This window comes from Streptomyces sp. NPDC047042 (assembly GCF_040644035.1).
Classification (GTDB): domain Bacteria; phylum Actinomycetota; class Actinomycetes; order Streptomycetales; family Streptomycetaceae; genus Streptomyces.
Genome location: NZ_JBEYVP010000035.1, coordinates 1 through 22,453, shown reverse-complemented (window position 1 = coordinate 22,453; position 22,453 = coordinate 1). Strand labels below are relative to the sequence as shown.

The 22,453-nt window shown below is 70.9% G+C and carries 17 protein-coding genes and 1 pseudogene; 5 read left to right on the top strand and 13 right to left on the bottom strand.

Annotated features, from left to right (window positions below):
- Positions 1–12 precede the first annotated feature (12 nt).
- Positions 13–1,293 (bottom strand): sulfite oxidase, encoded by a 1,281-nt coding sequence (locus tag ABZ855_RS34660; RefSeq protein ID WP_360813625.1) that lies wholly within the window; start codon positions 1,291–1,293, stop codon positions 13–15.
- Positions 1,294–1,669: 376 nt separating this feature from the next.
- On the opposite strand from ABZ855_RS34660, the gene ABZ855_RS34655 reads away from it, so the two are divergent.
- Positions 1,670–1,810, top strand: coding sequence for a hypothetical protein (locus ABZ855_RS34655; RefSeq protein ID WP_360813623.1), 141 nt, complete (start codon positions 1,670–1,672; stop codon positions 1,808–1,810).
- 170 nt (positions 1,811–1,980) lie between these two features.
- Here ABZ855_RS34655 and ABZ855_RS34650 read toward each other — a convergent pair whose 3' ends face one another.
- The 4 genes from ABZ855_RS34650 to ABZ855_RS34635 all read right to left on the bottom strand — a co-directional run bounded on the left by ABZ855_RS34650 (position 1,981) and on the right by ABZ855_RS34635 (position 5,813).
- Positions 1,981–2,742 (bottom strand): GNAT family N-acetyltransferase, encoded by a 762-nt coding sequence (locus ABZ855_RS34650; protein WP_360813621.1) that lies wholly within the window; start codon positions 2,740–2,742, stop codon positions 1,981–1,983.
- Positions 2,743–2,870: 128 nt separating this feature from the next.
- Positions 2,871–3,896: a transporter substrate-binding domain-containing protein gene (locus ABZ855_RS34645; protein WP_360813619.1), complete on the bottom strand. Its 1,026-nt coding sequence runs from the start codon at positions 3,894–3,896 to the stop codon at positions 2,871–2,873.
- A 94-nt stretch (positions 3,897–3,990) separates the two neighbouring features.
- A complete protein-coding gene (locus ABZ855_RS34640) occupies positions 3,991–4,776 on the bottom strand; it encodes an amino acid ABC transporter ATP-binding protein (protein WP_360813617.1) in 786 nt (261 codons plus the stop codon).
- Complete coding sequence (locus ABZ855_RS34635; RefSeq protein ID WP_360813615.1) at positions 4,773–5,813, bottom strand: amino acid ABC transporter permease; 1,041 nt, start codon at positions 5,811–5,813, stop codon at positions 4,773–4,775. Before ABZ855_RS34635 ends, ABZ855_RS34640 begins: the two co-directional genes overlap by 4 nt.
- A 434-nt stretch (positions 5,814–6,247) precedes the next feature.
- On the opposite strand from ABZ855_RS34635, the gene ABZ855_RS34630 reads away from it, so the two are divergent.
- Positions 6,248–6,487 (top strand): putative leader peptide, encoded by a 240-nt coding sequence (locus ABZ855_RS34630; protein WP_360813613.1) that lies wholly within the window; start codon positions 6,248–6,250, stop codon positions 6,485–6,487.
- Between the two features lie 121 nt (positions 6,488–6,608).
- Entirely contained in the window at positions 6,609–7,433 is an 825-nt protein-coding gene (locus ABZ855_RS34625; RefSeq protein ID WP_360813611.1) for a DUF1684 domain-containing protein, read from the top strand.
- Between the two features lie 33 nt (positions 7,434–7,466).
- Here ABZ855_RS34625 and ABZ855_RS34620 read toward each other — a convergent pair whose 3' ends face one another.
- The gene (locus ABZ855_RS34620) at positions 7,467–9,113 is read right to left on the bottom strand and encodes a rhamnogalacturonan lyase B N-terminal domain-containing protein (protein WP_360813609.1); all 1,647 of its coding nucleotides are present in this window, start codon (positions 9,111–9,113) and stop codon (positions 7,467–7,469) included.
- 253 nt (positions 9,114–9,366) lie between these two features.
- On the opposite strand from ABZ855_RS34620, the gene ABZ855_RS34615 reads away from it, so the two are divergent.
- Positions 9,367–10,098 (top strand): DUF6250 domain-containing protein, encoded by a 732-nt coding sequence (locus ABZ855_RS34615; protein WP_360813607.1) that lies wholly within the window; start codon positions 9,367–9,369, stop codon positions 10,096–10,098.
- On the top strand, positions 10,091–12,853 hold the full coding sequence (locus ABZ855_RS34610) for a Tat pathway signal sequence domain protein (protein WP_360813605.1): 2,763 nt from the start codon (positions 10,091–10,093) through the stop codon (positions 12,851–12,853). The genes ABZ855_RS34615 and ABZ855_RS34610 overlap by 8 nt, the downstream gene beginning before the upstream one ends.
- Positions 12,854–12,907: 54 nt before the next feature.
- On the opposite strand, the gene ABZ855_RS34605 is transcribed toward ABZ855_RS34610, so the two are convergent.
- The 7 genes and pseudogenes from ABZ855_RS34605 to ABZ855_RS34575 form a co-directional block, all read right to left on the bottom strand.
- A complete protein-coding gene (locus tag ABZ855_RS34605) occupies positions 12,908–15,145 on the bottom strand; it encodes a prolyl oligopeptidase family serine peptidase (protein ID WP_360813603.1) in 2,238 nt (745 codons plus the stop codon).
- Positions 15,118–16,902 carry an N-acetylglutaminylglutamine amidotransferase gene (locus ABZ855_RS34600; protein ID WP_360813601.1) on the bottom strand — a complete coding sequence of 595 codons (1,785 nt, stop codon included), beginning with the start codon at positions 16,900–16,902 and terminating at the stop codon, positions 15,118–15,120. The genes ABZ855_RS34605 and ABZ855_RS34600 overlap by 28 nt, the downstream gene beginning before the upstream one ends.
- Before the next feature lie 144 nt (positions 16,903–17,046).
- Positions 17,047–18,237: a glutamate--cysteine ligase gene (locus ABZ855_RS34595; protein WP_360813599.1), complete on the bottom strand. Its 1,191-nt coding sequence runs from the start codon at positions 18,235–18,237 to the stop codon at positions 17,047–17,049.
- A 188-nt stretch (positions 18,238–18,425) separates the two neighbouring features.
- Positions 18,426–19,580 (bottom strand): zinc-dependent alcohol dehydrogenase, encoded by a 1,155-nt coding sequence (locus tag ABZ855_RS34590; protein ID WP_360813597.1) that lies wholly within the window; start codon positions 19,578–19,580, stop codon positions 18,426–18,428.
- A gap of 20 nt (positions 19,581–19,600) precedes the next feature.
- Complete coding sequence (locus tag ABZ855_RS34585; RefSeq protein ID WP_360813595.1) at positions 19,601–20,062, bottom strand: hypothetical protein; 462 nt, start codon at positions 20,060–20,062, stop codon at positions 19,601–19,603.
- Positions 20,063–20,067: 5 nt separating this feature from the next.
- Positions 20,068–20,523, bottom strand: coding sequence for a DUF4383 domain-containing protein (locus tag ABZ855_RS34580; protein ID WP_360813593.1), 456 nt, complete (start codon positions 20,521–20,523; stop codon positions 20,068–20,070).
- A gap of 155 nt (positions 20,524–20,678) precedes the next feature.
- Positions 20,679–22,337 (bottom strand): annotated as a pseudogene (locus ABZ855_RS34575) (catalase).
- Positions 22,338–22,453 lie beyond the last annotated feature (116 nt).

Sequence of the window (22,453 nt, the reverse complement as noted above, 5' to 3'; positions counted from 1 at the left end):
CCGTCGGTGCCGTCACACCACGGTCACCGGGTGCCGGACCACGCCGTTGAACAGATAGCCCTGGGTGTTGGGCACGGCGAGATCCGGCTGGGTGCGACCGGCCGTGTCCGTGGCGCGGGCCAGCAGGTGGGTGGCGCCGGGGATCTCGGGTCGCCAGCCGAGGGACCAGCGGGTCCAGGTGGCGGCACGGGGCCGGTCGTGCAGACGGGCCACCCGCCAGTTCGCCCCACCGTCGGTGCTGACGTCCACCCGGGCGACGGCACCCGCGCCCGACCACGACCGTCCGTGCAGTTCGTGCCGCTGCCCCGCCGCGAAGGTGGCCCCGCTCGCCAACTCGAAGGCGCTTTTGGTGGTCTGCCGGGTCAGCGGCGCGCTGCCGCCCTCCGGATACGAGGAGCCGAACAGCCGGTAGAAGGTGGTGTTCCACGGCGAGAAGAGCGGCTGCGCCGACACCTCGATGTCGCCGACCCACTTGATCGACGCGATCCCGACCCAGGACGGCACCAGCACCCGCACCGGATACCCGTGGTCGTACGGCAGCGGCTCGCCGTTCATCTCATAGGCGAGCAGTACGTCGTCCAGCGCCTTGGCCAGCGGCAGCGGACGCCGCACCCGGCCCAGGCTCTCACCGCCGCTGACGTACTCGGCGTCGAGGCCACGCGGCTGCACGTCGACGGCGTTCGGGGACAGCCCCGCCCTGCGCAGTACGTCGGACAGGCGGGCCCCGCGCCAACGCGCGACGCCGATCGCGCCCAGGGTCCACGCGGTGCCGGTGACCGTCTCACCCTGCTGGGTCGTGTAGTAGGAGCGGCCGTTTCCGGCGCACTCGACGAAGGCGGTGCGGGTGACGGCCGGCAGGGCGCGCAGATCGTCGTACCCGAACTCCACGGGCCTGTCCTCGCCGGGGGCGCCGCGCAGGCCGCTGCCCCACAGCCGCAGCCGCCAGTCACCGGCCTCCAGGACGGTGGTGGCGGTGTGGTTGCGCACGAAGAACCGCTCGTTGGGCGTGTGGTGGCCGGTGCCGCGCAGCGCCTCCCAGCGGGTCTCGGCGTTGGTGCCGCGCGTGATGAACCACTCGGGCGGCAGAGGCTTGACGATCGGCCCGGCCGCTGCATGGGCGGGCCGCGTGGTGGCGAGCGCCGTCCCGGCGGCGGTCGCGGCCAGCAGGGTGAGCAGCCGACGGCGGGAGACCCCGTCGGCCTTGGCCTCACCGGCGAGCCACTGGCGCAGCCTGCGGCGGTCGTAGTCGGTCTCGGAGGGGTCGCCGGCGGGGGTGGGGGTGGGCGAAGGCATGGGGGTCCTCGTCGTGGGAGGTGGTGGAGGCGCAACAGCGCAGACTGGGAGGGGATGTGGTCACCCCGTACCTCACGTGCGTACACAACCGGTTTGATTTGCGCGGCAGTTGGCGACGCGGTCAGGAAGGGTGCGGTCAGCCGGTCGTCCGACACAGCGCGGCGGCGACACGGACGAGGTCCACGGCGCGGCGGCGGGTCAGAGGCTCCGACAACGGCATGGCGGGATGCAAACACGTGCGGCGTTCGGTGTCAACGGAGCGTTCCGCTCTTGCAGTTGACGTGCACGTCAGGGGTTGGCGTCTGGGCGCCGCCGGCCGGACCGCTCCGACCGCCACGGCATGCCCCTCACCCAACTCCTCCTCAGGAGCCCCGACATGGCCACCGACCTGCCCTCCACGACCCACGACATCCTGCTGGCAGAGAGTCCCGCCGGGCTGCCCGGACCTGGGCACCTCACGATCGCCGCGAAGCCGATGCCCCTCCCCGGTCCGGGGCAGGTCGTCGTCCGAAACTGATACTTCCTCGTGTTCCCAGGGCTGCGCACGCTGATCGGCGGTGCGGCCGTCGGCGTACCGCTGCCCCGCGTGCACGTCGGCGACACGCTGTTCGGTCCCGCCGTGGGCGAGGTCGTCGCGGCTGCGCCCGGCGGACCGTTGCGCCCCGGGGACACGGTCACGCATCTACTTCATGATGCCGCCCGCTCGGTGTTGTGCGGGGCGAGGTGATCGACGGCGCCCGGCGTGCGCACCAGCGCGAACCGCGTACGGCGGCGCAAGGTGAACCCGATCGACTCGTAGAGCCGGATCGCGTTGGTGTTGCCCGCTGCCGCGTGGAGGAAGGGGGTGTCGCCGCGTTCCCTGATGCCCGCCGCGATCGCCCGGACCAGCCGGGTGGCCAGGCCCCGGCCGCGGTGGTCGGGGTGGGTGCAGACGGCGCTGATCTCGGTCCAGCCCGGTGGCCGCAGGCGTTCACCGGCCAGGGCGATGAGCCGTCCGCCGTCCCGGATGCCGAGGTAGGTGCCGAGTTCGACGGTCCGGGGCAGGAAGGGGCCCGGCTGGGTGAGGGCGACCAGGTCGAGCATCTCGGGTACGTCGGCAGGCCCGAGCCGGACCGCCTCGGGTGCGGGTTCGGCGTACAGCGCGGTGTCGACGAGTTGGACGCCGTCACCGAACTGCTCGATCTGCCAGCCGGCGGGTACGGTCTGGACCGCGGTGACCGGGGTGAGGGTGCCGGGTCCGATCAGTGTGGCCAGGTCGTCCCAGGCGCGGGGGTCGGCGGGGTCCTCCAGCGCGGCGAACGGGGAGACGTCGGTCGGGTAGCGGGCGGCCCGGCCGGTGCGCTCGGCGAGATGGGCGTGCGGGCCCGTCAGCGCGGCCCAGGCGGCGTTGTCCAGGACGTGCGGTTCCGTCGGGCTCGGGGACGTGGCGTGGTGGACGCTGGTGGACATGTCGGTGCGAGTCTCCGTATCTGGAGCGGGTGCCTGAGGGCGGGGCGGGAACGCCGGTCGAGCGCGGCAGGGACTCCGCCGTGGCGCGGCGGAGTCCCTGGGGCGGGCGACGAGTGACAGGGCGCGGGTCAGGAGTTGTCGAGCGGCAGCCCGGGCGGGTTGACCTGGGAGGTGCTGACGGCCTCGTTGGAGAGGTTCCAGGCGGCGAGCAGCTTGGCGTACTGGCCGTCCTTGATCAGCTGGTTGATCGCGTCCGCGATCGGCTTGGCCAGTCCGCTGTCCTTCTTCGCGGTGGCCGCGATGAGACCCTGCAGAGTCGCTCCCGCGCCGGAGAACTTGCCCGCGTTACGGGTCGGGTTGGGCGTCTTCGCGACCTGGGTGATGTGGTAGGCGATACCGGGGTTGGGACCGAAGTAGGCGTCGATCTTCCCGCTGGACAGCGCCAGGTAGAGGCTGTTGCTGTCCTGGAAGTACTTGATGTTGAGCTTCTTGCCCTCCTTCTCCAGCTTCCCCTTCCACTCCAGCAGGATCTTCTCCTGGTTGGTGCCGGCGCCCACGGAGACGGTCCGGCCCGCGAGGTTCTCGTAGTTGTCGTCGAAGTTCCAGGTGCTCTTGTCCAGCACCTCGAAGGCGAGGTTGTCCTGCCGGTAGGAGGCGAACTCGTACTTCTTCTTGCGCTCCTCGGTGTCGGTGACGTTGGAGAACGCCACGTCGACCTTGCCACTGTCGATGCCGACGAACAGGTTGTCCCAGGTCGAGTTCTTCACCTCCGGCTTCAGCCCGAGAACCGCGGCCACCAGTCGGCCGAGGTCGGGTTCGGCACCGGTGAGGGTCTTCTGGTCCTCGCCCACGTACGCCAGCGGCGGGAACCCGGAGGGAAGCGCGCCGACGCCGATGACCAGCTTGCCGCTGTCGGCGACCTTCTTGGGCAGCTCGGCGCTGATCGACTTCACCTCGGTGACCTTCAACTGGGTCTCCTTGGCGGCGCCGTTGGAGAGGCTGCCGACGGTGACCGTGCCGGCCGGCGCGTTGTCCGTCCTGGTGGCGGCGTCGCTGTCGCCCCCGCACGCGGCGAGTCCTGCGGCGAGAGAGGCGACGGCTGCGGACGCGGTGATCCCACGGAGGAGTCTGCTGCGGAGGCTGAGGGTGCGCATGGCTGTCCTTGTTTTCCTTGTCGGTTGTGCGGCGAGGGTGTGTGGGGGGGGCGGTCCGGGTGGACCGCGGGCTTGGGGAGGAGCTCGGGTGGGGTCAGAGGACCTTGCTCAGGAAGTCCCTGGTCCGCTCCTGTTTCGGGTGGTCCAACACCTCGGCGGGCGGGCCCTGTTCGATGATCCGGCCGCCGTCCATGAAGACCACCCGGTCGGCGATCTCACGGGCGAAGCCGATCTCGTGGGTGACGATGACGAGGGTGGTGCCGCTGCCGGCCAGGTCCTTGATGACGGCCTGCACCTCGCCGACCAGTTCGGGATCGAGGGCGGAGGTCGGTTCGTCGAAGAGGATGACGCCGGGGCGCAGGGCGAGGGCGCGGGCGATCGCCACACGCTGCTGCTGGCCGCCCGACAACTGCCGTGGGTAGGCGGCCACCTTGTCGGCCAGCCCGACGCGGCCGAGGAGTTCGCGCGCGAGTTCGGCGGACTCCTCCTTGCCGAGCTTTCCGGTCGCCACCGGGGCCGCGGCCACGTTGTCCAGCACGGTCAGATGCGGGAAGAGGTTGAAGTTCTGGAAGACGAAGCCGATACGGCTGCGCTGGGTGAGGATCGTCCGCTCGCTCAGCTCCTTCAGACGGTCGCCGTGCCGGCGTACGCCGATCAGCTCGCCGTTGACGCTGACATGGCCGATCTCGGGCTTCTCCAGGTGGTTGATCACCCTGAGCAGGGTGGACTTGCCCGAGCCGGACGGGCCGAGGATCACGGTGACCTCACCGGGCCGCACGGTCAGGTCGACACCGTTCAGCACCCGGTGGGTGCCGTACCACTTGTGTACGTCGTGCACCTCGACGGTGGCGGCCGTGTCGGTCAGCGTTCCGGCGGTCATACGGCGGCCTCCTTGCGGATGCGGGCGCGGAGGTCGGTGACCCCGGCCCGCAGTTTCTGCAACGGTGTCGGCGGCAGGGTGCGGGTGGCACCCCGGGCGTAGTACCGCTCGACGTAGAACTGGATGACGGACACGACGCTGGTGAGGATCAGGTACCAGACGGTGGCGACCAGCAGCAGCGGCACGATGTCGCCGGGGTAGGTGCTGCCCATGCTCTGCACGGTGCCGAAGAGGTCGAGCAGGGACACGTAGAAGACCAGCGAGGTGGCCTTGATCAGGCCGATCAGCTGGTTGACGTAGTTCGGGGTGATGGAGCGCAGCGCCTGCGGGAAGACGATCTTCGCGAACTGGTACCGCTTCGGCAGGCCGAGTGCGGAGGCCGCCTCGTGCTGGCCCTGGTCGACGGAGAGGATGCCGCCGCGGACGACCTCCGCCGCGTAGGCCGCCTCGTTGAGGCTGAGTCCGACGACGGCGACGACCATGTCGGTGGCCAGGCGCGACTCGTCGAAGGTGAAGAACGCCGGGCCGAAGGGGACGCCCAGGCTCAGCGTCTGGTATAGCGCGCTGAAGTTGTACAGGAAGAGCAGGACGACGATGAGCGGGACCGAGCGGAACAGCCAGATGTAGATCCAGCTCACCGCACGCAGTACGGGGCTCCCGGAGAGTCGGGCCAGGGCGAGCAGAATTCCGCCGAGCAGGCCCAACACCGCGCTGAACAGCGTCACTTCGAGGGTGATGAGGAGACCGTCGAGGACTGTCGGGCGCAGGAACCAGTACTGGAACCGGTCCCACTGGTAGAAGGGGTTGGTCGCCAGTCCGTGGATGATCTGCGCGACCAGCACGAGGACGACGGTCGTGAGGATCCAGCGGCCGGGACGCCGGATGGGCAGGACCCGTTGGGCGGACAGGGGCTTCGGTGCGGCCGGGGTGTCGACGGTCTCGGGGATGTCGGGGGCATCCGGGCCGGCGGGACGGGGTGTCGCCTCGGCGGGTGGCGCTGATCCGGAGGACACAGCGATGCCGGGAGATTCGCTCATGGAGGGCTCCAGCGGTGTTGGCCACCCAGGACCGCGAAAGGCGGCAGCACCGCGCCACCCGGGAGCGGCTCGGCACGAGTCGCCGCACGGGGGTGCACGCGGAACGGGAACTGGGCGGGAAGAGGGCACACCGCGAGAGCGGTGGTCGTCGACGAGTCGAAGACTCGGAAACGTCGGGCTCGGCTGAGCCTCAGAAAACCGTCAGCCTCGACAGAGGGTGCGGGAAGAAGCCCTACAGAGGGCACTGTTGACGCGCAGCAGGTCGACGGAGCGGTCCGTGCACAGCAGAACGCGGCCGAGGCGCCGCGGCGCGGCCGTCCCGTCAGCTGCGTACATCACTGTCACCATCACTTCTCCGGCCCTGGGGGGCAACTTGGTCTGCGCCGCAAGTTAGGCATGCCCCGCCGAGGGATGTCAATGCGACGGACCATCAGGTGAGACGACCCGGACGGCCCACCCGGCTGTCCGTCATTGACGGAATACGACGGCGATCCATAAAGTTTCAACGAGTATTGGGCGTCGGCGTCAAGCGCGGACCGGCATACGGAGGGGTGGGCGTGCGGCACAGCGGCAGCTCCTCTCCCGTCGGCGCGACCGCGGCGGCGCGTTCCCGTTTCTCCCGTCGTCGCCACATCGACCTGCAGCGCGTCAGTAGCTGCCTGTGTCACGGCTGACCTGCGGAAACCCGATTTTCGCAACGTCCTCTCGTCCTTCCTCCCCGTCCGCGCCCAACCGTGCGTGACGGCGTTTCGAGGTACCGCCGACGAGCCCTTCATCCGCCGAGAAGGAGCACGCATGACCGTTCAGGACACCACCACAGACCTGTCCGCGTTCACCCGCGAGTGGCAGGAGTGGCACACCGCACAGGAGGCACGGCTCGCCGACCCGCACGGGTTCCTCGCGATCACCGGCCTGCACTGGCTCAGCGACGAACCGCAGCGTTTCCCCGACGCGCCGGGTGCCTGGTCGACCGGCGCCGACGGGGTCGTGGTGGTCCTCGACGAGGACGAGGAGCTGGTCGTCGACGGCACCGCCGTCCATGGCGAGCACCGCTTCGGGGTGCTCCCGGAGCGCGGCGGAGTCAACGCGGTGTGGGGCGACGCCGTGATCGAGGTGGCCAAGCGCGGTGGGCAGGACATCGTCCGTCCCCGGCACCCGGACACCCCGTTGCGCACCGCCTTCACCGGCACGCCCGCGTACGCCCCACAGCGCCGCTGGGTGGTGACGGGCCGCTACACGGCCTTCGACGAGCCGCGGCCGACGACCGTGGGCGCGGCGGTCGAGGGCCTCGAGCATGTGTACGACGCCCCGGGCCGGGTGGAGTTCGAACTGGACGGCCGCCCCCTGTCGTTGACCGCGTTCCCCGGACACGGCCCCGGAAGCCTGATGGTGCTGTTCACCGACGCGACCTCCGGGGTCACCACGTACGCGGCCAACCGGTCTCTCTCCCTCGCCCCGCCCGCCGCCGACGGCACTCTCGTCCTGGACTTCAACCGGGCGACCAACCTGCCGTGCGCCTACACCGACCTGGCCACCTGCCCGCTGCCGCCGGCCGAGAACCGGCTGCCCGTGGCGATCGAGGCCGGGGAGAAGCTCCCCCGCGAGCGCGGCGGGTCCTGAGGACCCGCCCCGCCGCGTCCCCCGGTCGTGCCCTCAGAGCAGGTCGAGGGCGTCGAAGCCGTAGCTGGGGCTGAGGTATCCCCCGCCGCCCGCCGAGCCGCTCGCGGCGTCGATGCGCAGGGTGTTGGTGCCGGCGAGCAGCTGGGCGGCGGGGATCACGTATTCGTACGTGTGGTTGTTGCCGCGGTAGCTGCCGACGGTCAGGGTGCGGGTGGACGGCTCGGTGGCGGCGGCCGGGATCGCGGACGTCCAGGTGTTGTTGACGGTGATCTGGGGGCGTCCGCCCGCCTTGGCGGTGGTGATGCCGATGCGCAGGGTGCGGTCGGCGGCGGCCTGGGCGGCGGTGAGGGTGAAGGAGATCTGCAGGCCCTGGTTGATCTCCTTGAACTGGTAGGCGGGCCAGGCCGAGGCAGCCGAACCGCCGATCACGTAGGTGCCGGCGGTCCAGGCGGCGGCGCGTGAGTCGGAGGGGTGGGCGTAGGTGATCAGGGAGGCGTTCTTGAAGCCGGCCGGGGTGCCGTTCCAGTCGCCGATGCGCCAGATGGCGGGGTCGGCGGAGGGGTCGCCGGTGAGCGTGATGGTGTGCAGGGTCGTGGCCGCGCCCGCGGTGACCGTGACGTTCTCCGTGTGCACGGCGAGTTCGCCCTTGTAGACGGTGAGGGTGTAGGTGCCGGGGAGGATGCCCTTGACCGAGTACTTGCCGGTGCTCACGTCCACCTTCGCCCAGTACTGGGCAGCGGAGTTGGAGACGCCCACGACGTAGGGGTACGAGGTGTCGCGCCCCGCGAGCCCGTTGCCGACGATCCGCCCGCGACCGCTCGCGCCGGTCCAGCCGGTGAGGCCGAGCGCGTCCACCCAGGCGGTGTTGTCGCGGCCGGAAACGGCGGAGGTCGGCGCCGATCCGTCCGTGAAGGCGAGGACGTACGGGCCGTGCAGGCCGAAGCGCTCGGCCTCCGTCTGCCCCTCGGCGTAGTAGAGGTGCTCGTAGAGGCCCGCGCCCGACTCGTTGCCGTGGCGCAGGAGTTGACGGACGAACGGGCCGCCGGAGTCCTTCTCCTTGGTGGAGCGCACAACCCAGATCGAGGCGGCGGAGGCACTGAAGCCGAAGTAGTCGTAGTCGATGGTCCGCAGGTTGGCGAAGTGCTTGGACCGGGTGGTGCCGTCGGCCTTGGCGAAGACGTCGGCGGACTCGATGACCGTGTCCGAGTTGGACCAGGTGTCGGGATAGGTGGTGGGGAAGATGCCCGGCTTGAGGCGGGCGATGTAGCGGCTGGCGGTCACGGAGGTGTCGGGCTTGTAGGTGAAGAGGTAGATGTTGTTCTCACCGCTGCGCGCCGCGTAGTAGTGGATCAGGGTGCCATGGACGACCTTGATGAGGACGACTCCGGTCGCGGGCGTCGAGATGGTGACCGTCGAGGCGCCGAGGCCGCTCTCGATGTGGGAGTTCTTGCCGTCGTAGCCCTGGTACTGGGTGCCGTTGTAGACGAAGGACGAGAGGTCGCCGTTGGTGTGGTCGACCTTGAAGACGAGGCCGGCGCCGGTGTCCACGACGTAGTTGGTGCCGTCGTCGGTGTAGCCGAAGCCCGCGGCCGAGGCGGTGACGGGCGTGGCGAGGGCCAGGGCCAGTCCGGCCGCCGAGGCGAGGACGGTACGGCGGGAGATCGGGCTGTCGAACGGCATGCGGACAACTCCTGTGCTGCGAAGGGGGGTTCGGGGAGGGATGTGCGCCAGCCTGCCCGCCCGAGGGGCGCCGCGCGGAGATCGACAGCCGATGATCATGAAGCTGTAACAGCAGGTCACATTCGGTCCCACCATGTGGGATTCGACCGCGAACTCCCTTGATCATGAACGCTTCTTTTCACTTCTGTGGCATTTGCCGATCGGAAGCGTTGGTTTCCGTACGCTTCAGCCGTCCACAGAAAGGGATCTTCCGATGCGCTACACCTGGGCCACCGTTGTGGTGAGCCTCGCCGCCGCGGTCACCACCGCACTGTCGACCGGCGCCGCCGCCGCTCCGAACGGCCAAGGCCCGTATCACCACCGCCAGTTGCTGGCCCGCGACGACTTCCGGCACGGCACCGGCCAGTGGTCGACCGAGCTGGAGAAGGGCGGCAGCGTCACGGCGAGGCACGGCGTGCTCGACGTCGACGTGCCCGCCGGGGCCTCGGTGTGGTTCAAGCGGCCGTTCTCCGGGCGGTACGAGATCGACTTCACGGCGACCCCCGTCTCGGCCGGCGGCGCCAACGACCGGGTCAGCGACCTCAACTCCTTCTGGAACGCGCGCGATCCGCGCTCCCCGGAGAACCTGTTCGCCAACCCCCGCAGTGGCGCCCTCGCCGACTACGACCAGCTCACCACGTACTACGCGGGACTCGGCGCGAACTCCAACACCACCACCCGCCTTCGCCGTTACGTCGGCGTGCCGGGCTCCCGGCCGCTGATCTACGACTACACCTCGCCGCTGCTCACCGCGAACGAGCCCAACCGCGTCCGGCTGGTCTCCGACGGCAAGCGCGTCCAGTACTGGGACAACGGCGAGCTGGTCTTCGACTACACCGACGAGGACCCTTACACGAGCGGCTGGTTCGCCTTCCGCACCACCTGGAGTCACTTCCACATCAGCGACTTCCGCGTCTGGCGGCTCGGGGGCGGTCACCGTGGCTGAGATCTCGCGCAGAGACGCCCTCAAGGCGGCAGCGGCGGCTGTCGCGGCCACCCAGCTCTCCTGGGCCCTCGCCGCCGACCCGGCCGCTGCGGCGCCGGCCGAAGCCACCTCCGCCGACCCGGTGAAGCTGACCTGGCTGGAGGGCGGCACCCCCGCCGAGACCCCGGGCACCACCTTCGGCGTGGCCTGGCCCCAGGGCGCGGTCAGCGCCGGTGAGGCCTTTGCCCTCACCGCCGGCGACGGCACCGCTGTCCCCGTGCAGTCCTGGCCCACCGCCTACTGGCCCGACGGCACCCTGAAGTGGACCGCCCACGCGGTCGGCACCACCGCTGCGCCCGCCGAGGGCTACACCCTGGCGCCGGGCGCGCCCGCGCAGGCGGGCACCGCGCTCACCGTGGACACCAAGGGCGGCACGATCGACGTCGACACCGGCGTCATCCAGGTCAGCATCTCCAAGTCCGGCGCACACGACGTCATCCGCGGCATCAGGCGCGGCGACGCCAGGATCGCGAGCAAGGCCGAACTGGTCGTGCTGCGCCAGCCGGAGATCGACGACGACTTCGACGGCAGCGGCTCCAGTACCCGGTGGGAGCGTTTCACCGGCCGCGTCGGCTCCGTCACCGTCGAGCAGGCGGGGCCGGTGCGCGCCGTCATCCGCCTCGAGGGCGAGCACGAGCGCGGCGGCCGTTCCTGGCTGCCCTTCGTCATCCGGCTCTACCTGTACGCGGGGTCCGAGGCGATCCGTGTCGTCCACACCATCACGTACGACGGCAAGCAGGAGGCGGGCAAGGCCGGCGGCGACTTCATCAAGGGGCTGGGCCTGCGCATCCGCGTCCCGCTCTCCGACGAGCTGTACAACCGCCATGTCCGGCTCGCCGGCGCCGACGACGGTTTCCTCACCGAGGCCGTCCAGGGCATCACCGGTCTGCGCCGCGACCCCGGCGCGGCCGTGCGTACCGCGCAGGTCAAGGGCGAGCGGCTGCCGGACATCTCCACCTGGGACACCCGGGTCTCCTCGGCCCTCCAGTACGTCCCGGCCTGGGGCGACTACACCCTCTCCCAGCTGTCGGCCGACGGCTTCACCGTCCGCAAGCGCACCAAGGCGGGTCACGGCTGGATCCACACCACCGGCGGCACCCGCGCCCCCGGCTTCGGCTACGTCGGCGGGGTCAGCGGCGGACTCTCCTTCGGGCTGCGGGACTTCTGGCAGAAGCACCCCGCCCAGCTCGACGTCCGGGGCGCCGCGTCCGACGAGGCGACCGTCACCCTGTGGCTCTGGTCGCCCGAGGCCCAGCCGCTCGACCTGCGCTTCTACCACGACGGCCTCGGCCAGGACACCTACGACGAGCAGACCGCCGGGCTCAACATCACCTACGAGGACTACGAGCCGGGCTTCGCCACCCCCTACGGCATCGCCCGCACCTCCGAGCTCTACCTGTGGGCCAACGCCGCCACCCCCACCGCCGACGCGCTGGTCGCGCAGAAGGACGCGCTGACCGCCCCGCCGCAGCTCGTCGCGGCCCCCGAAACCCTGCACAAGGCAGGTGTCTTCGCCGGGCTCTGGTCCCCCGTGGACCGCTCGACCGCCGCCAGGAAGACCGTCGAGGACCGCCTCGACCTGCTCTTCACCTACTACCAGGACCAGCGCGAACAGCGCCGCTGGTACGGCTTCCTGGACTACGGCGACGTCCAGCACACCTACGACCCGGCCCGCCACACCTGGTGCTACGACGTCGGCGGCTACGCCTGGGACAACTCCGAGCTCTCCACCGACCTGTGGCTGTGGCTGGCCTATCTGCGTTCCGGGCGCGCCGACATCTACCGCTTCGCCGAGGCCATGACCCGCCACACCGGTGAGGTCGACGTCTACCACCTCGGGAAATGGGCGGGGCTCGGCACCCGGCACGGCGTCCAGCACTTCGGTGACAGCGCCAAGCAGGTGCGTATCTCGACGCCCGTCTACCGCCGGCTCTTCTACTACCTCACCGGCGACGAGCGCACCGGCGACCTGATGCACGCCCAGGTCGACGCGGACCAGACCTTCCTGGCCCTGGATCCCAACCGCAAGGTCCGCACCGACGGCTACACCCCGGGCGACCGGCACGCCCTGTCCATCGGCTTCGGCACGGACTGGAGCGGGCTCGGCTGGGCATGGTGGACGGAGTGGGAGCGGCGCGGCCCCAAGTGGCGTACGGCGAGGAAGAAGCTGCTGGCCAGCGCCTCGACGATCGCCGCCCAGCCCAATGGTTTCGTCCAGGGGAGCGGGCTCTACGACCTCGACACGGGCGCCTTCGCCATCCAGAGCTCGCCGGTCGTCGCGGTCTCCCATCTCTCCGCGAGCTTCGGCCTGCCCGAACTGGCGACCGAGCTGATCGGCGCCCTCGACGAGAGCGACATCCCCGGCTTCCGGGCCGCCTGGCTGGACTACTGCCGCTACTACAACGCCACCTCCGCCGAGCAGAAGGCCCGCTACGGCACGAGCTTCAAGGTGAGCCTGGTCCAGGGGCACTCCCGCTTGGACGCGTACGCGGCGAGCCAGACCGGCGAGGCCGCGCTCGCCGCCCGGGCCTGGAACAAGTTCGCCGTGGGCGACGGCTACCCGGACGCGAGCACCTCATGGGCAACCACGAAGATCAGCGGTCCGACCGTCCTCAACGCGGGCAGCGACGCCCCCTGGATCAGCACCAACTCCACGGCGCTGTACGGGATCGCGGCCATCGAGAACCTCGCCCTGGTCGGTGACGCCCTGAAGTGAGCCACGCACCGCAACCGGTGTGCCGTACCTGCCGTGCCCGCCGGGTCAGCCGGGTCAGCCGCCGAGATGGCGTTCCAGCCAGTCGGCGGCGGCCCGGCGGAACAGGCGGCGGTTGTCCGCGCGCAGGAAGTCGTGGCCCTCGTCGCGCAGGGCGAGCAGTTCGGCGGGGATGCCGCGTTCCCGGGCGGCCCTGACGAACTGTTCGGACTCCCCCACCGGCACATTGGTGTCGTGTTCGCCGTGGACGGCGAGCAGCGGGACACGCAGGGCGTCGATCCGGTTCATCGGGGAGAGGGCGCGCAGCAGCGGGCGGTCGCGCTCGGGATGGCCGTACTTGTGGGACGCCGACTCCGCGAGCCAGGGCTCCGTACCGGCGAAGAAGGTCAGGAGGTCGGACATGCCGCAGACGGCGACACCGGTACGGAAGAGGTCCGGATGCCAGACGAGGGAGGCGAAGGTCAGATAGCCGCCGTACGAGCGGCCCATGACCGCCAGCCGGGTCGGGTCGGCCGGGCCCGCCGTCACCGCGTGGGCGGTGCAGTCCGCGACGTCGTCCAGGGCGGCGAAGCGTCCGCTGCCCAGGTCGGCGTCGACGAAGGACCGGCCGTGTCCCGAGGAGCCGCGGACGTCGGGGGCGAAGATGTCCAGCCCCCGGCCGAGCAGTTCGTGGTAGAGCGGGTTGAAGACGGGGCGTTCCTGTTCCTCCGGGCCGCCGTGCAGATGGATCACGCAGGGCGCGGGCTCGGCCGGGGCGCGCCCCGGTGCCCTGTAGTACCAGCCGCTCAGAGGCAGTCCGTCCCGTGCGGTGAGGCGCAGGGGGACCGGGCTGACGGGTGGGCGGCCCGGTGGTACGGCGTCCTCGTCGCGGGAGGACCACGGGGTGCGCAGCAGGGACACGCCCTCGTGGGCCCACCAGACGCCCGGGCGGCGCCGTGAACCGGACAGCGCGAGCAGCATGCGGCCCGGGCCGGCCGCCACGACACGCGTGACGACCTCGTGCGGCAGGGAGACGGGCCGGGCCGGGCCCGCGTGGTCGGGGCTGAATCGGGCCGGGAACGTTTCGACGAGTTCGAGCTCTCCGGCCCCCTGCGCGTTCCACACGAGGACGGCTGTGCGGCCGTCGTGGGCCATCGCCAGCAGTTCCAGTTCCTGGTCCTCACGCTGGGACACGACCGACCTCTCGCCCGGCCGGCCCTCGGCGTCGAGGGTGACCGCGAACAGCGCCGCGTACTCCCGGTCGGCGTTGCTGCGCAGCCACAGGGTGAGCCCGTCCGAGGAGAACCTGCCGATCCACGGGTCCCCGTCGGCGACCGGCACCGTGCAGGTGGTCTCCGCGTCGGCCGTGCGCCGTACGACCGCCTCGCGGCGTCCGCGCGGCCCGCGGCGCAGCAGCGCGAGGGAGCCGTCGCGGCTGAGGTCGCACACCCGGAGTGTGGCGGCGTGCGTCTCCGTGGCGAGGAGCACCGGGGAGGCCAGTCCGTCGGGGTCGATGAGGTAGGCGGACAGGCCGCCGCCGGGCCGGACGGCAGGCGCCTGTGCGGCTCTGAGGTCGACATGCGGGGGCGCCGGCCGCCGCCCGGTGTCGTAGCGGGCGCCGCCGAGGAGTGTCGCGCGGCCGTCCCGGTCGGTCCAGTCGGGCGGGAGTGGGGTACCCGCGGGATCGGTGTCCGTCGAGGGGGGTCCCGTGCGCTCCTGGTAGCCGGGGGCGGTGGGCCCGGCGACGGTGACGGCGACGGTCGACCCGTCGTGCGTCCAGCACCCCAGGTAGGCGGTACTGGACGGATCCGCCGCCGCGAGGATGCGCCGGCCGGTGCCGTCGGGCCGTACGCACAGCACCCGGGTGTGCTCGCCGCCGCCCGGCGCGGTGGTGTAGGCGATCCAGCGGCCGTCCGGTGACCAGGACACCTCCTTGACGGGGTCGGGCGAGGAGTCGAGCAGCCGCACCTCGCCGCCGTCCACCGGTCCGGCCCACAGCTGCGGGACCCCGCCCCGGTCGCAGATGAAGGCCGCCTCGGTGCCGTCGGCGTTGGCGGAGGGGTACCAGCAGCCGTGCGCGTGCAGCCGGGTCACGGCGTCCCGGGGGCCTGCCGCGTCGGGCAGCAGCACCGGGACGGGCGCGGGGGCAGCGGGCTCGTACCCGTCCGGGGTCCGGGTGTCCGGCGGCTGTGGGGCGGCGGACGTGAGGTCGGGTGTTTCGGGGCGGGCCATGGCTGAGGGCCGGGCGGCCGCCGCTGTGCGCACGGCCCGCGTGCCCGGCTCGTCGGTCACTTGATTCCGTGCGTCTGCAGCCATATCTCCAGGAGAGCCACCTGCCACAGGGCGTTGGCTCCGCGCTTGGTCCGGTGTTCGTCGGGTGCCGCCAGGAGGTCGGCCACGTACGGCGCCTGGAAGACGCCGCGTTCCTTCGCCTCGGGTGCCTCGAGCGCCGCACGCACCCGGTCCAGGACGGGGCCCGCCATGTGTTTGACGGCGGGGACCGGGAAGTAGCCCTTGGGCCGGTCGACGATCTCCGGGGGCAGGAGCTTCCGGCCGACCGCCTTGAGCACTCCCTTGCCTCCGTCGGCCAGTTTGAGTTCCGGCGGGCAGGCCGCGGCGAGTTCCACCAGTTCATGGTCGAGGAACGGCACCCGGGCCTCCAGACCCCAGGCCATGGTCATGTTGTCGACGCGTTTGACGGGGTCGTCGACGAGCATGACGTGGGTGTCCAGCCGCAGCGCCGCGTCCAGGGCCGTCTCCGCGCCCGGCACGGCCATGTGCTCCCTGACGAAGCGGCCCGAGGGGTCGTCGCCGGGCAGCATGTGGGGCTCGAGTATCCGGGCGAGGTCGGCGTGCGGGCGGTCGAAGTACGTCTCGGCGTACCTCTCCGGCTCGTCCTCCCGGGCGACCTCCGCCAGCCGGGGGTACCAGTGGTAGCCGGCGAACACCTCGTCGGCGCCCTGGCCGCTCTGCACGACCTTCACGTCCTTGGCCACCTCCTCGGACAGCAGGTAGAAGGCGACCGCGTCATGGCTGGTCATCGGCTCGCTCATCGCCGCGACGGCCCCGTCAAGGGCGGCCGACACGCGCTCGGAGGGGATCATCAGCCGGCGGTGATCGGTGGTGAACTCCCGGGCGACCAGGTCCGAGTACAGGAACTCGTCGCCGTCCTCTCCGCCCGCCGCCTCGAAGCCGACGCTGAAGGTCCGCAGGTCGTGCTGCCCCTCGTCGGCGAGCAGGGCGACGACCAGGCTGGAGTCCAGTCCGCCGGAGAGCAGGACACCGACCGGGACATCGGCGACCGTCCGGCGGCGTACGGCGGTGCGCAGGGCGTCGAGTACCGCGTCGCGCCATTCGTCCGGCGCCATGTCGGCGTGCTCGGGCCGCCGGGTGTACGACGGCTGCCAGTAGCGGTGGTCGCGGTGGGTGCCGTCCGGTTCCACGACGCGCACGGTGGCCGGCGGGAGCTTGCGGACGCCTTCCAGGACGGTGTGCGGCGCCGCCACGGTGGCGTGCCAGCTCAGGTACTGGTGGAGCGCCACCGGGTCGAGGGAGGTGTCCACGTCCCCGGCGGCGAGCAGGGCAGGCAGCGAGGAGGCGAACCGCAGCCGGCCCGGCGTCCGTGCCAGATACAGGGGCTTGATCCCGAGGCGGTCACGGCCGAGGACGAGCCGGCCGGTGCGGTGCTCGACGATGGCGAAGGCGAACATGCCGTAGAAGTGTTCGACGCAGGCGGTTCCCCACTGCTGGTAGGCCTTGAGGATCACCTCGGTGTCGGACGTCGACTCGAAGCGGTGGCCGAGCCCCCGCAGTTCCTCGCGCAGCTCCTGGTAGTTGTACACGCAGCCGTTGAAGACACCGGTGAGCATGCCCCGGGCATCGGTCATCGGCTGTGCTCCGAGTTCGGACAGATCGATGATCTTCAGACGGCGATGTCCCAGCGCGACCGCGCCCCGCGTCCAGATGCCCTGCCCGTCGGGCCCACGGGCGGCCAGCCGGTCGCTCATACGCTCGACGGCGGTGAGGTCGGGCCGTCGGCCGTCGAAGCGGATCTCCCCACTCAGACCGCACATGGCCTGCCCCTTCCCTGATGAACACCTTCGCCGGTGTCGCTGGACATGACGAAACAACTCCTGAACGGGTGGGTGGCGGACGGGACCCGCACGGCGGCCGTGGTGATCACGGGCCGGGCCGTCCTCATGACGTTCTCCGGCATCTCAGCGGCCGATGACCTCCGGTGCTCCGGAGCCGAACGGCGGGCCCGGCGCGTCGGCGCCCGCGAGGGGAGGGTTGCCGCGCCCGAGCGGTGCCGTCCTGCGGTTTCCGCGTTCGCCGCGGGTTTCGCCGATCAGCAGGTCGACGCAGGCCAGCAGATCCTCCTGCCGCGCCGTACGGCGGATGCGCGCGGCGGCGCTGCCCTCGGCAAGGGCCTCCTCCGTCAGGGACCGTACGGTTCGCCAGTCGCCGTGGGCCTCGAGTGCGGGGCGCAGCCGTGTCAGCATCCCGCGGACGACCTGCCGCGCGGGCTCGTCCCGATGGGTGGCGGGGTCGACCAGGGTGCCTTCGAGGCCGGATCGGGCGGCCCGCCAGGCGGCGCCGCGCAGCCATTCGTGCCGGCCCCGGCAGGGGGTGTCGTCCTTGCGCAGCCGCTCCCGGGCGTCGGTGACCAGTGCGCGGAACAGTCCGGCGATGAGCACGACGGTCTCCGCTCGCGGGCAGGCGTCGCAGATCCGCAGTTCCAGGGTGCGCAGATGATCGGAGGGACGTACGTCGTAGTAGATCATTCCGGGGTCGCTGATGATCCCGGCCCGCACCAGGTCGCGCACCGCCGCGTCGTACTCGGCCGCGTTCGGGAAGCAGCCGATCGGGCCGGCGGTGGGCCAGCGCTGCCAGAGCATCGTGCGCCAGCTGGCGTAGCCGGTGTCGGTGCCCTGCCAGAAGGGCGAGCTGGCGGACAGCGCGAGCAGCACGGGGAGCCAGGGAGAGACCTCGCACATCACCCGCACCGCGGTGTCGCGGTCGGGTACGTCGACGTGGACCTGGGCTCCGCAGATGAGCTGTTCGTCGGCGACCTGCCGGTATTCCTCGACCATGTGGCGGTAGCGGGCGTCGGGGGTGGGGGGCCCGGAGACGGCGGGTGCGAGCGGGGCCGTGCCCGCGGCCATGACCGCCAGCCCCAGGGAGGCGGCGGCCGTGTCGAGCCGCTGTCGGGTCCCGGAGAGGTCCGTGTACAGATCGTGCAGGGACCCGTGCACTCCGCTGTTCGATTCCACGGCGGACCGGTGCAGTTCGCTGGTGAAGGTCCGCCTGGGCAACCGTCGCAGGACCCGGTCGGCGCGCGGCACGAGCAGGCCGCTCTCCACCTCCAGGACGTGGAACTCCTCTTCCACTCCGATGCAGATACTCACGGTCAGCTCCTTGAGTGCCTCAATGCCTTCCGTCCCGGAGTGCGGTTCCCCACCGGGAGAATTGCGACTGTGACAAGCACCGAGTTCCCCGAGCATCCACGCATAAGCCCACATGTGCACCTTTGGCTCGATACCACCACAGACGAGCGCATCTCGCACATCGCGGGCGAGGCCGGCCGGGACCCTGCTCAGCCCTGCGGGCGGATGACCGCACGGACGCAGCCGTCCGTCTTCTGCTTGAACATGTCGTAGGCCAGCGGCGCCTCGTCCAGGGACAGGCTGTGGGTCGCCAGGTGCGCGGTGCCCAACTCCCCTGCGGCCAGCCGGTCGAGCAGCATCGGGATGTAGCGCTGACCGTGCTGCTGGGCTCCCCGTACGGTCAGCCCCTTGTTGATCACCGCGCCCAGCGGGAACTTGTCGACGGCGCCCGCGAACACGCCCAGGACGAACACCGTCCCGCCCTTGCGGCAGGCGTGGATGGCCTCACGGACGGCGGTGGGGCGGTCCGTCTGCAGTCGCAACTGCTGTTTCACCTGGTCGTAGGCGTGCACCAGGCTGTTGTCGCTGTGCGCCTCCATCCCGACCGCCTCGATGCACACGTCCGGTCCCCGGCCACCGGTCCGTTCCCGCAACTCGGCGCCGATGTCGGTCGCGGTGTAGTCGATGACCTCGCTGCCGATGTGCCGCTCGGTCATCGCCAGCCGTTCCGGGATCCGGTCGATGGAGATGACCCGTTCCGCGCCCAGCAGGATCGCGGCGCGCGCCGCCATCTGCCCGACGGCTCCGCAGCCCCAGACGGCCACGACGTCCCCCGGCTTCACTCCCGCCAGGTCGGCGCCCATCCAGCCGGTCGGCGCCGAGTCGGACACGAACAGGGCGCTCGTGTCGTCGACGCCATCCGGCACCTTGAACGCCCCGTAGTCCGCGTACGGGACGCGCACGTACTCGGCGTGGCTGCCGCGCAGTCCGCCCATGGCGTGGGAGTAGCCGAAGATACCGGCGGTGTCGGCCCCGAAGAGGGCCTGTCCGATCCCGGGGTTGGTGTTGGTGTTGTCGCACAGCGACCACAGGTCGTGGGTGCAGTACCAGCAGCGTCCGCAGCCGACGAACGAGGAGACCACCACCCGGTCGCCCACCGAGTGCCGTCGCACGCCGGGCCCCGCTTCCACGACCTCGCCGAGGAACTCGTGGCCGATGACGTCCCCGGACCGCATGAAGGGGATGTAGCCGCCGATGAGATGGAGATCGGAGCCGCAGGTGGTGCCCGCGATCATGCGGACGATCACGTCCTGGTCGTTGTGCATGACGGGATCGGAGACCTCTTCGACCGCGAGCTTGTTCACGCCTTCCCAGCACAGGGCCTTCACAGCATTCCCTCCCCCCGCGCGCGTCGGGTCAGCACCCCGACGAGCCTGCCGCCGGGCGTGTCGTGGGTGGTGGGTTCGTCGGGTTCAAGGACCTCGCCGCCCTCGAGGAGGGCCTTGGCGTCACGCAGGGCGCGGCGCAGGTCCTGGCGCGGGTCCAGGCCGGCGAGCCTGGCCGGCATGGAACCCATGACGTCCGGCAGCGGTTCCCTGAGCCGTACGGCCAGTTCCGTGCCGCGGTCCCCGGGCGCCGCGCTGACGCGCGTCTCGATCCGGTCGCCGTAGTCCTGGAGCGGTGAGGGCAGCTTGTCGGCCGGTATGTCACCCGGTTCACGGTTGACCGTGACCTTCAGCCAGCGTTCGTCGGCCGGTACCAGCGGCTGCGTCTGCGACCGGCGGACGACGACGGCCGCCGCGGCGAGTCCGGCGCCCATCGTCCAGAGGGACTTCTTGGAGATCATGGCGATCACCTCGGTAGGGCGGTGGTACGGGGACGGGTCAGCAGTGCGCCCAGGCCGATCATGCCGATAGCGAGGACGAAGTGCAGCCGGTTGTCGGCCGTGTCCAGGGGCACGAAGTTGGCGGCGCTGTCGTGGCCGACGAACAGTCCGTACAGCCACAGCAGCAGATAGACGGCTCCGCCGGCCAGCAGATAGGTGCGGGCCCCGGAGGCCGTGCGGGCCATGGCCACACCTGCCACGCCGAAGGCCAGGTGGACCAGGTTGTGCAGGACGGAGACCTGGAAGATCCCCAGCAGTTGGGCGCCGGAGTCGTGGGAGGCGAACTTCATCGTGCCGTAGTCCGTGGTGATCCCCGGGATGAATCCCAGGATTCCCACCAGCAGGAACACCGCGCCCACCAGCAGCGCGGCCTGTTGCACAGGAGTTCGGGTGGTGCTCGAAGTGCGGGCGTGCGTGGTCATGGGAGCCGAGACCTTCCCTCGGGGCGCCCGAGTGGACGCCGTCACCGGGCGAGTACCCCTGGACCGCGACACAACCCTGTCGCGGGGGCGAGTCGCCGGGTCCGGCGCGCGAGCGCCGGGCGCCCGTCACCCGCCGCGCCCGGCGCCCTGCTTGCTTACCGGGTCACGACGTGCCGTTCGTCGGGCACGCAGTGCGTCATGGTGAGTCCCTCCACGTCGCGCGGCGGGTTCTCGCCGAGGTTCGCGAGGCGCTTGCGGTCGTCGTCGCTGAGGTCCTGGCTCGCCAGCGGCTCCAGGTGCGCCACCTCGTCCGCGCTGATGCCGAGACCTTGCCCGATCCGTTGGCCGAGGTCGTTCTCGGCGAGCAGGAAGTGCCACACCATGCGTTCCTGGACCGGCCGGTCGCACTGCGCCAGCGCGGCGGTGAGGTTCCTGACCAGGTCGTCGCGCTCCCACCGCTCCATCAGCAGATAGCGCTGACCGGCCTGCAGGTAGTCGTTGGTGCGGGGGATGCGCTTGCGCGTCAGCCTGCCGTGGATCTCGGGCCCCTGCTCGTCGTGCGTCGGGTACTCGCCCTCGCGCAGGCCGCCGGTGATCGACGGCTCGTAGTTGACGCTCGGGTTCTCCCCTCCGCCGTCCTGGTGGTGAGCCATCAGTCCGTCGCGCTGGTTGGTGCGCACATCGGCGTTCTTGGCCTGGTTGACGGGCAGCTGGAGATAGTTGGGGCCGACCCGGTAGCGCTGGGTGTCGCTGTAGGAGAAGGTGCGGCCGACCAGCATCTTGTCGTCGGAGAAGTCCAGTCCGTCGACGAGGACACCGGTTCCGAAGGAGATCTGCTCGTTCTCCGCGAAGAAGTCCTCGGGCATGCGGTCGAGCACCATCCGTCCGACGGGCCGGGGCGGGAAGTCCTGCTCCGGCCAGGTCTTGGTGTCGTCCAGCGGGTCGAAGTCCAGCTCCGGGTGGTCGTGGTCGTCCATCAGTTGCACGAGGAGTTCCCACTCGGGGTGATCGCCGCGGGCCACCGCCTCGTAGAGGTCCTTGGTCGCGTGGCCGAGCGACTCCGCCTGGACGTTCGCGGCGTCCTCCTCGGTCATGCTGCGTACGCCCTGCCTCGGCATCCAGTGGTACTTCACCAGCACGGTGCGGCCCTCGTCGTTGACCCACTTGTAGGTGTTGACGCCGAAGCCCTGCATATGGCGGTAGTCGGCCGGGATGCCGCGCGGGCTGAACAGGTTGACCAGCATGTGCATCGCCTCCGGCGTCTGCGACATGAAGTCGAAGATGCGCTTCGGCTGCTGTTAGAAGGTCACCGGGTCGGGCTTGAGGGCGTGGATGACGTCGGGGAACTTGATCGCGTCCCGGATGAAGAAGACTCCCAGGTTGTTGCCGACCATGTCCCAGTTGCCGTCCTCCGTGTAGAACTTCACCGCGAAGCCCCGCGGGTCCCGGGCGGCCTCGGAGGAGTCCCGGCCGCCGATCACGGTGGAGAAGCGCACGGCGAGATCGGTGCGCCGGCCGCGCTCCTGGAAGAGCTTGGCGCGGGTGTACCGGCCGATCGGCTCGTCGCCCCAGCTGCCGTACGCCTCGAAGTAGCCGTACGCGAGGACCCCGCGCGCGTGCACGACCCGCTCGGGGATGCGCTCCCGGTCGAAGTGGCTGATCTTCTCGAGGAACTGGTAGTTCTCCAGCGTGGCGGGGCCCCGGGCGCCGACCGTGCGCTGGTTCTGGTTGTCGTAGACGGGGTGGCCCTGCCGGTTGGTGAGCACCTTGCGGTCGTCGCCGGGAGCGGGGCCGGTACTGGATACGTCCGTCATGGTCGTGAACTCCTTAGGGGCTGACCCCCACGGCGGCGGGTGGGGGGTAGCAGCTCCAGGAAGCGGTCGGTGTCACCGAAGCGCCGCATCGCGCGCAGCACGTCGGGCGCGGAGTG

What these genes read in the sequence shown, in the direction of transcription:
- ABZ855_RS34660 (WP_360813625.1), bottom strand. Translation starts at nt 1,293, where the DNA reads ATGCCTTCGCCCACCCCCACCCCCGCCGGCGACCCCTCCGAGACCGAC.
- ABZ855_RS34655 (WP_360813623.1), top strand. Translation starts at nt 1,670, where the DNA reads ATGGCCACCGACCTGCCCTCCACGACCCACGACATCCTGCTGGCAGAG.
- ABZ855_RS34650 (WP_360813621.1), bottom strand. Translation starts at nt 2,742, where the DNA reads ATGTCCACCAGCGTCCACCACGCCACGTCCCCGAGCCCGACGGAACCG.
- ABZ855_RS34645 (WP_360813619.1), bottom strand. Translation starts at nt 3,896, where the DNA reads ATGCGCACCCTCAGCCTCCGCAGCAGACTCCTCCGTGGGATCACCGCG.
- ABZ855_RS34640 (WP_360813617.1), bottom strand. Translation starts at nt 4,776, where the DNA reads ATGACCGCCGGAACGCTGACCGACACGGCCGCCACCGTCGAGGTGCAC.
- ABZ855_RS34635 (WP_360813615.1), bottom strand. Translation starts at nt 5,813, where the DNA reads ATGAGCGAATCTCCCGGCATCGCTGTGTCCTCCGGATCAGCGCCACCC.
- ABZ855_RS34625 (WP_360813611.1), top strand. Translation starts at nt 6,609, where the DNA reads ATGACCGTTCAGGACACCACCACAGACCTGTCCGCGTTCACCCGCGAG.
- ABZ855_RS34620 (WP_360813609.1), bottom strand. Translation starts at nt 9,113, where the DNA reads ATGCCGTTCGACAGCCCGATCTCCCGCCGTACCGTCCTCGCCTCGGCG.
- ABZ855_RS34615 (WP_360813607.1), top strand. Translation starts at nt 9,367, where the DNA reads ATGCGCTACACCTGGGCCACCGTTGTGGTGAGCCTCGCCGCCGCGGTC.
- ABZ855_RS34605 (WP_360813603.1), bottom strand. Translation starts at nt 15,145, where the DNA reads ATGGCTGCAGACGCACGGAATCAAGTGACCGACGAGCCGGGCACGCGG.
- ABZ855_RS34600 (WP_360813601.1), bottom strand. Translation starts at nt 16,902, where the DNA reads ATGTGCGGTCTGAGTGGGGAGATCCGCTTCGACGGCCGACGGCCCGAC.
- ABZ855_RS34585 (WP_360813595.1), bottom strand. Translation starts at nt 20,062, where the DNA reads ATGATCTCCAAGAAGTCCCTCTGGACGATGGGCGCCGGACTCGCCGCG.
- ABZ855_RS34580 (WP_360813593.1), bottom strand. Translation starts at nt 20,523, where the DNA reads ATGACCACGCACGCCCGCACTTCGAGCACCACCCGAACTCCTGTGCAA.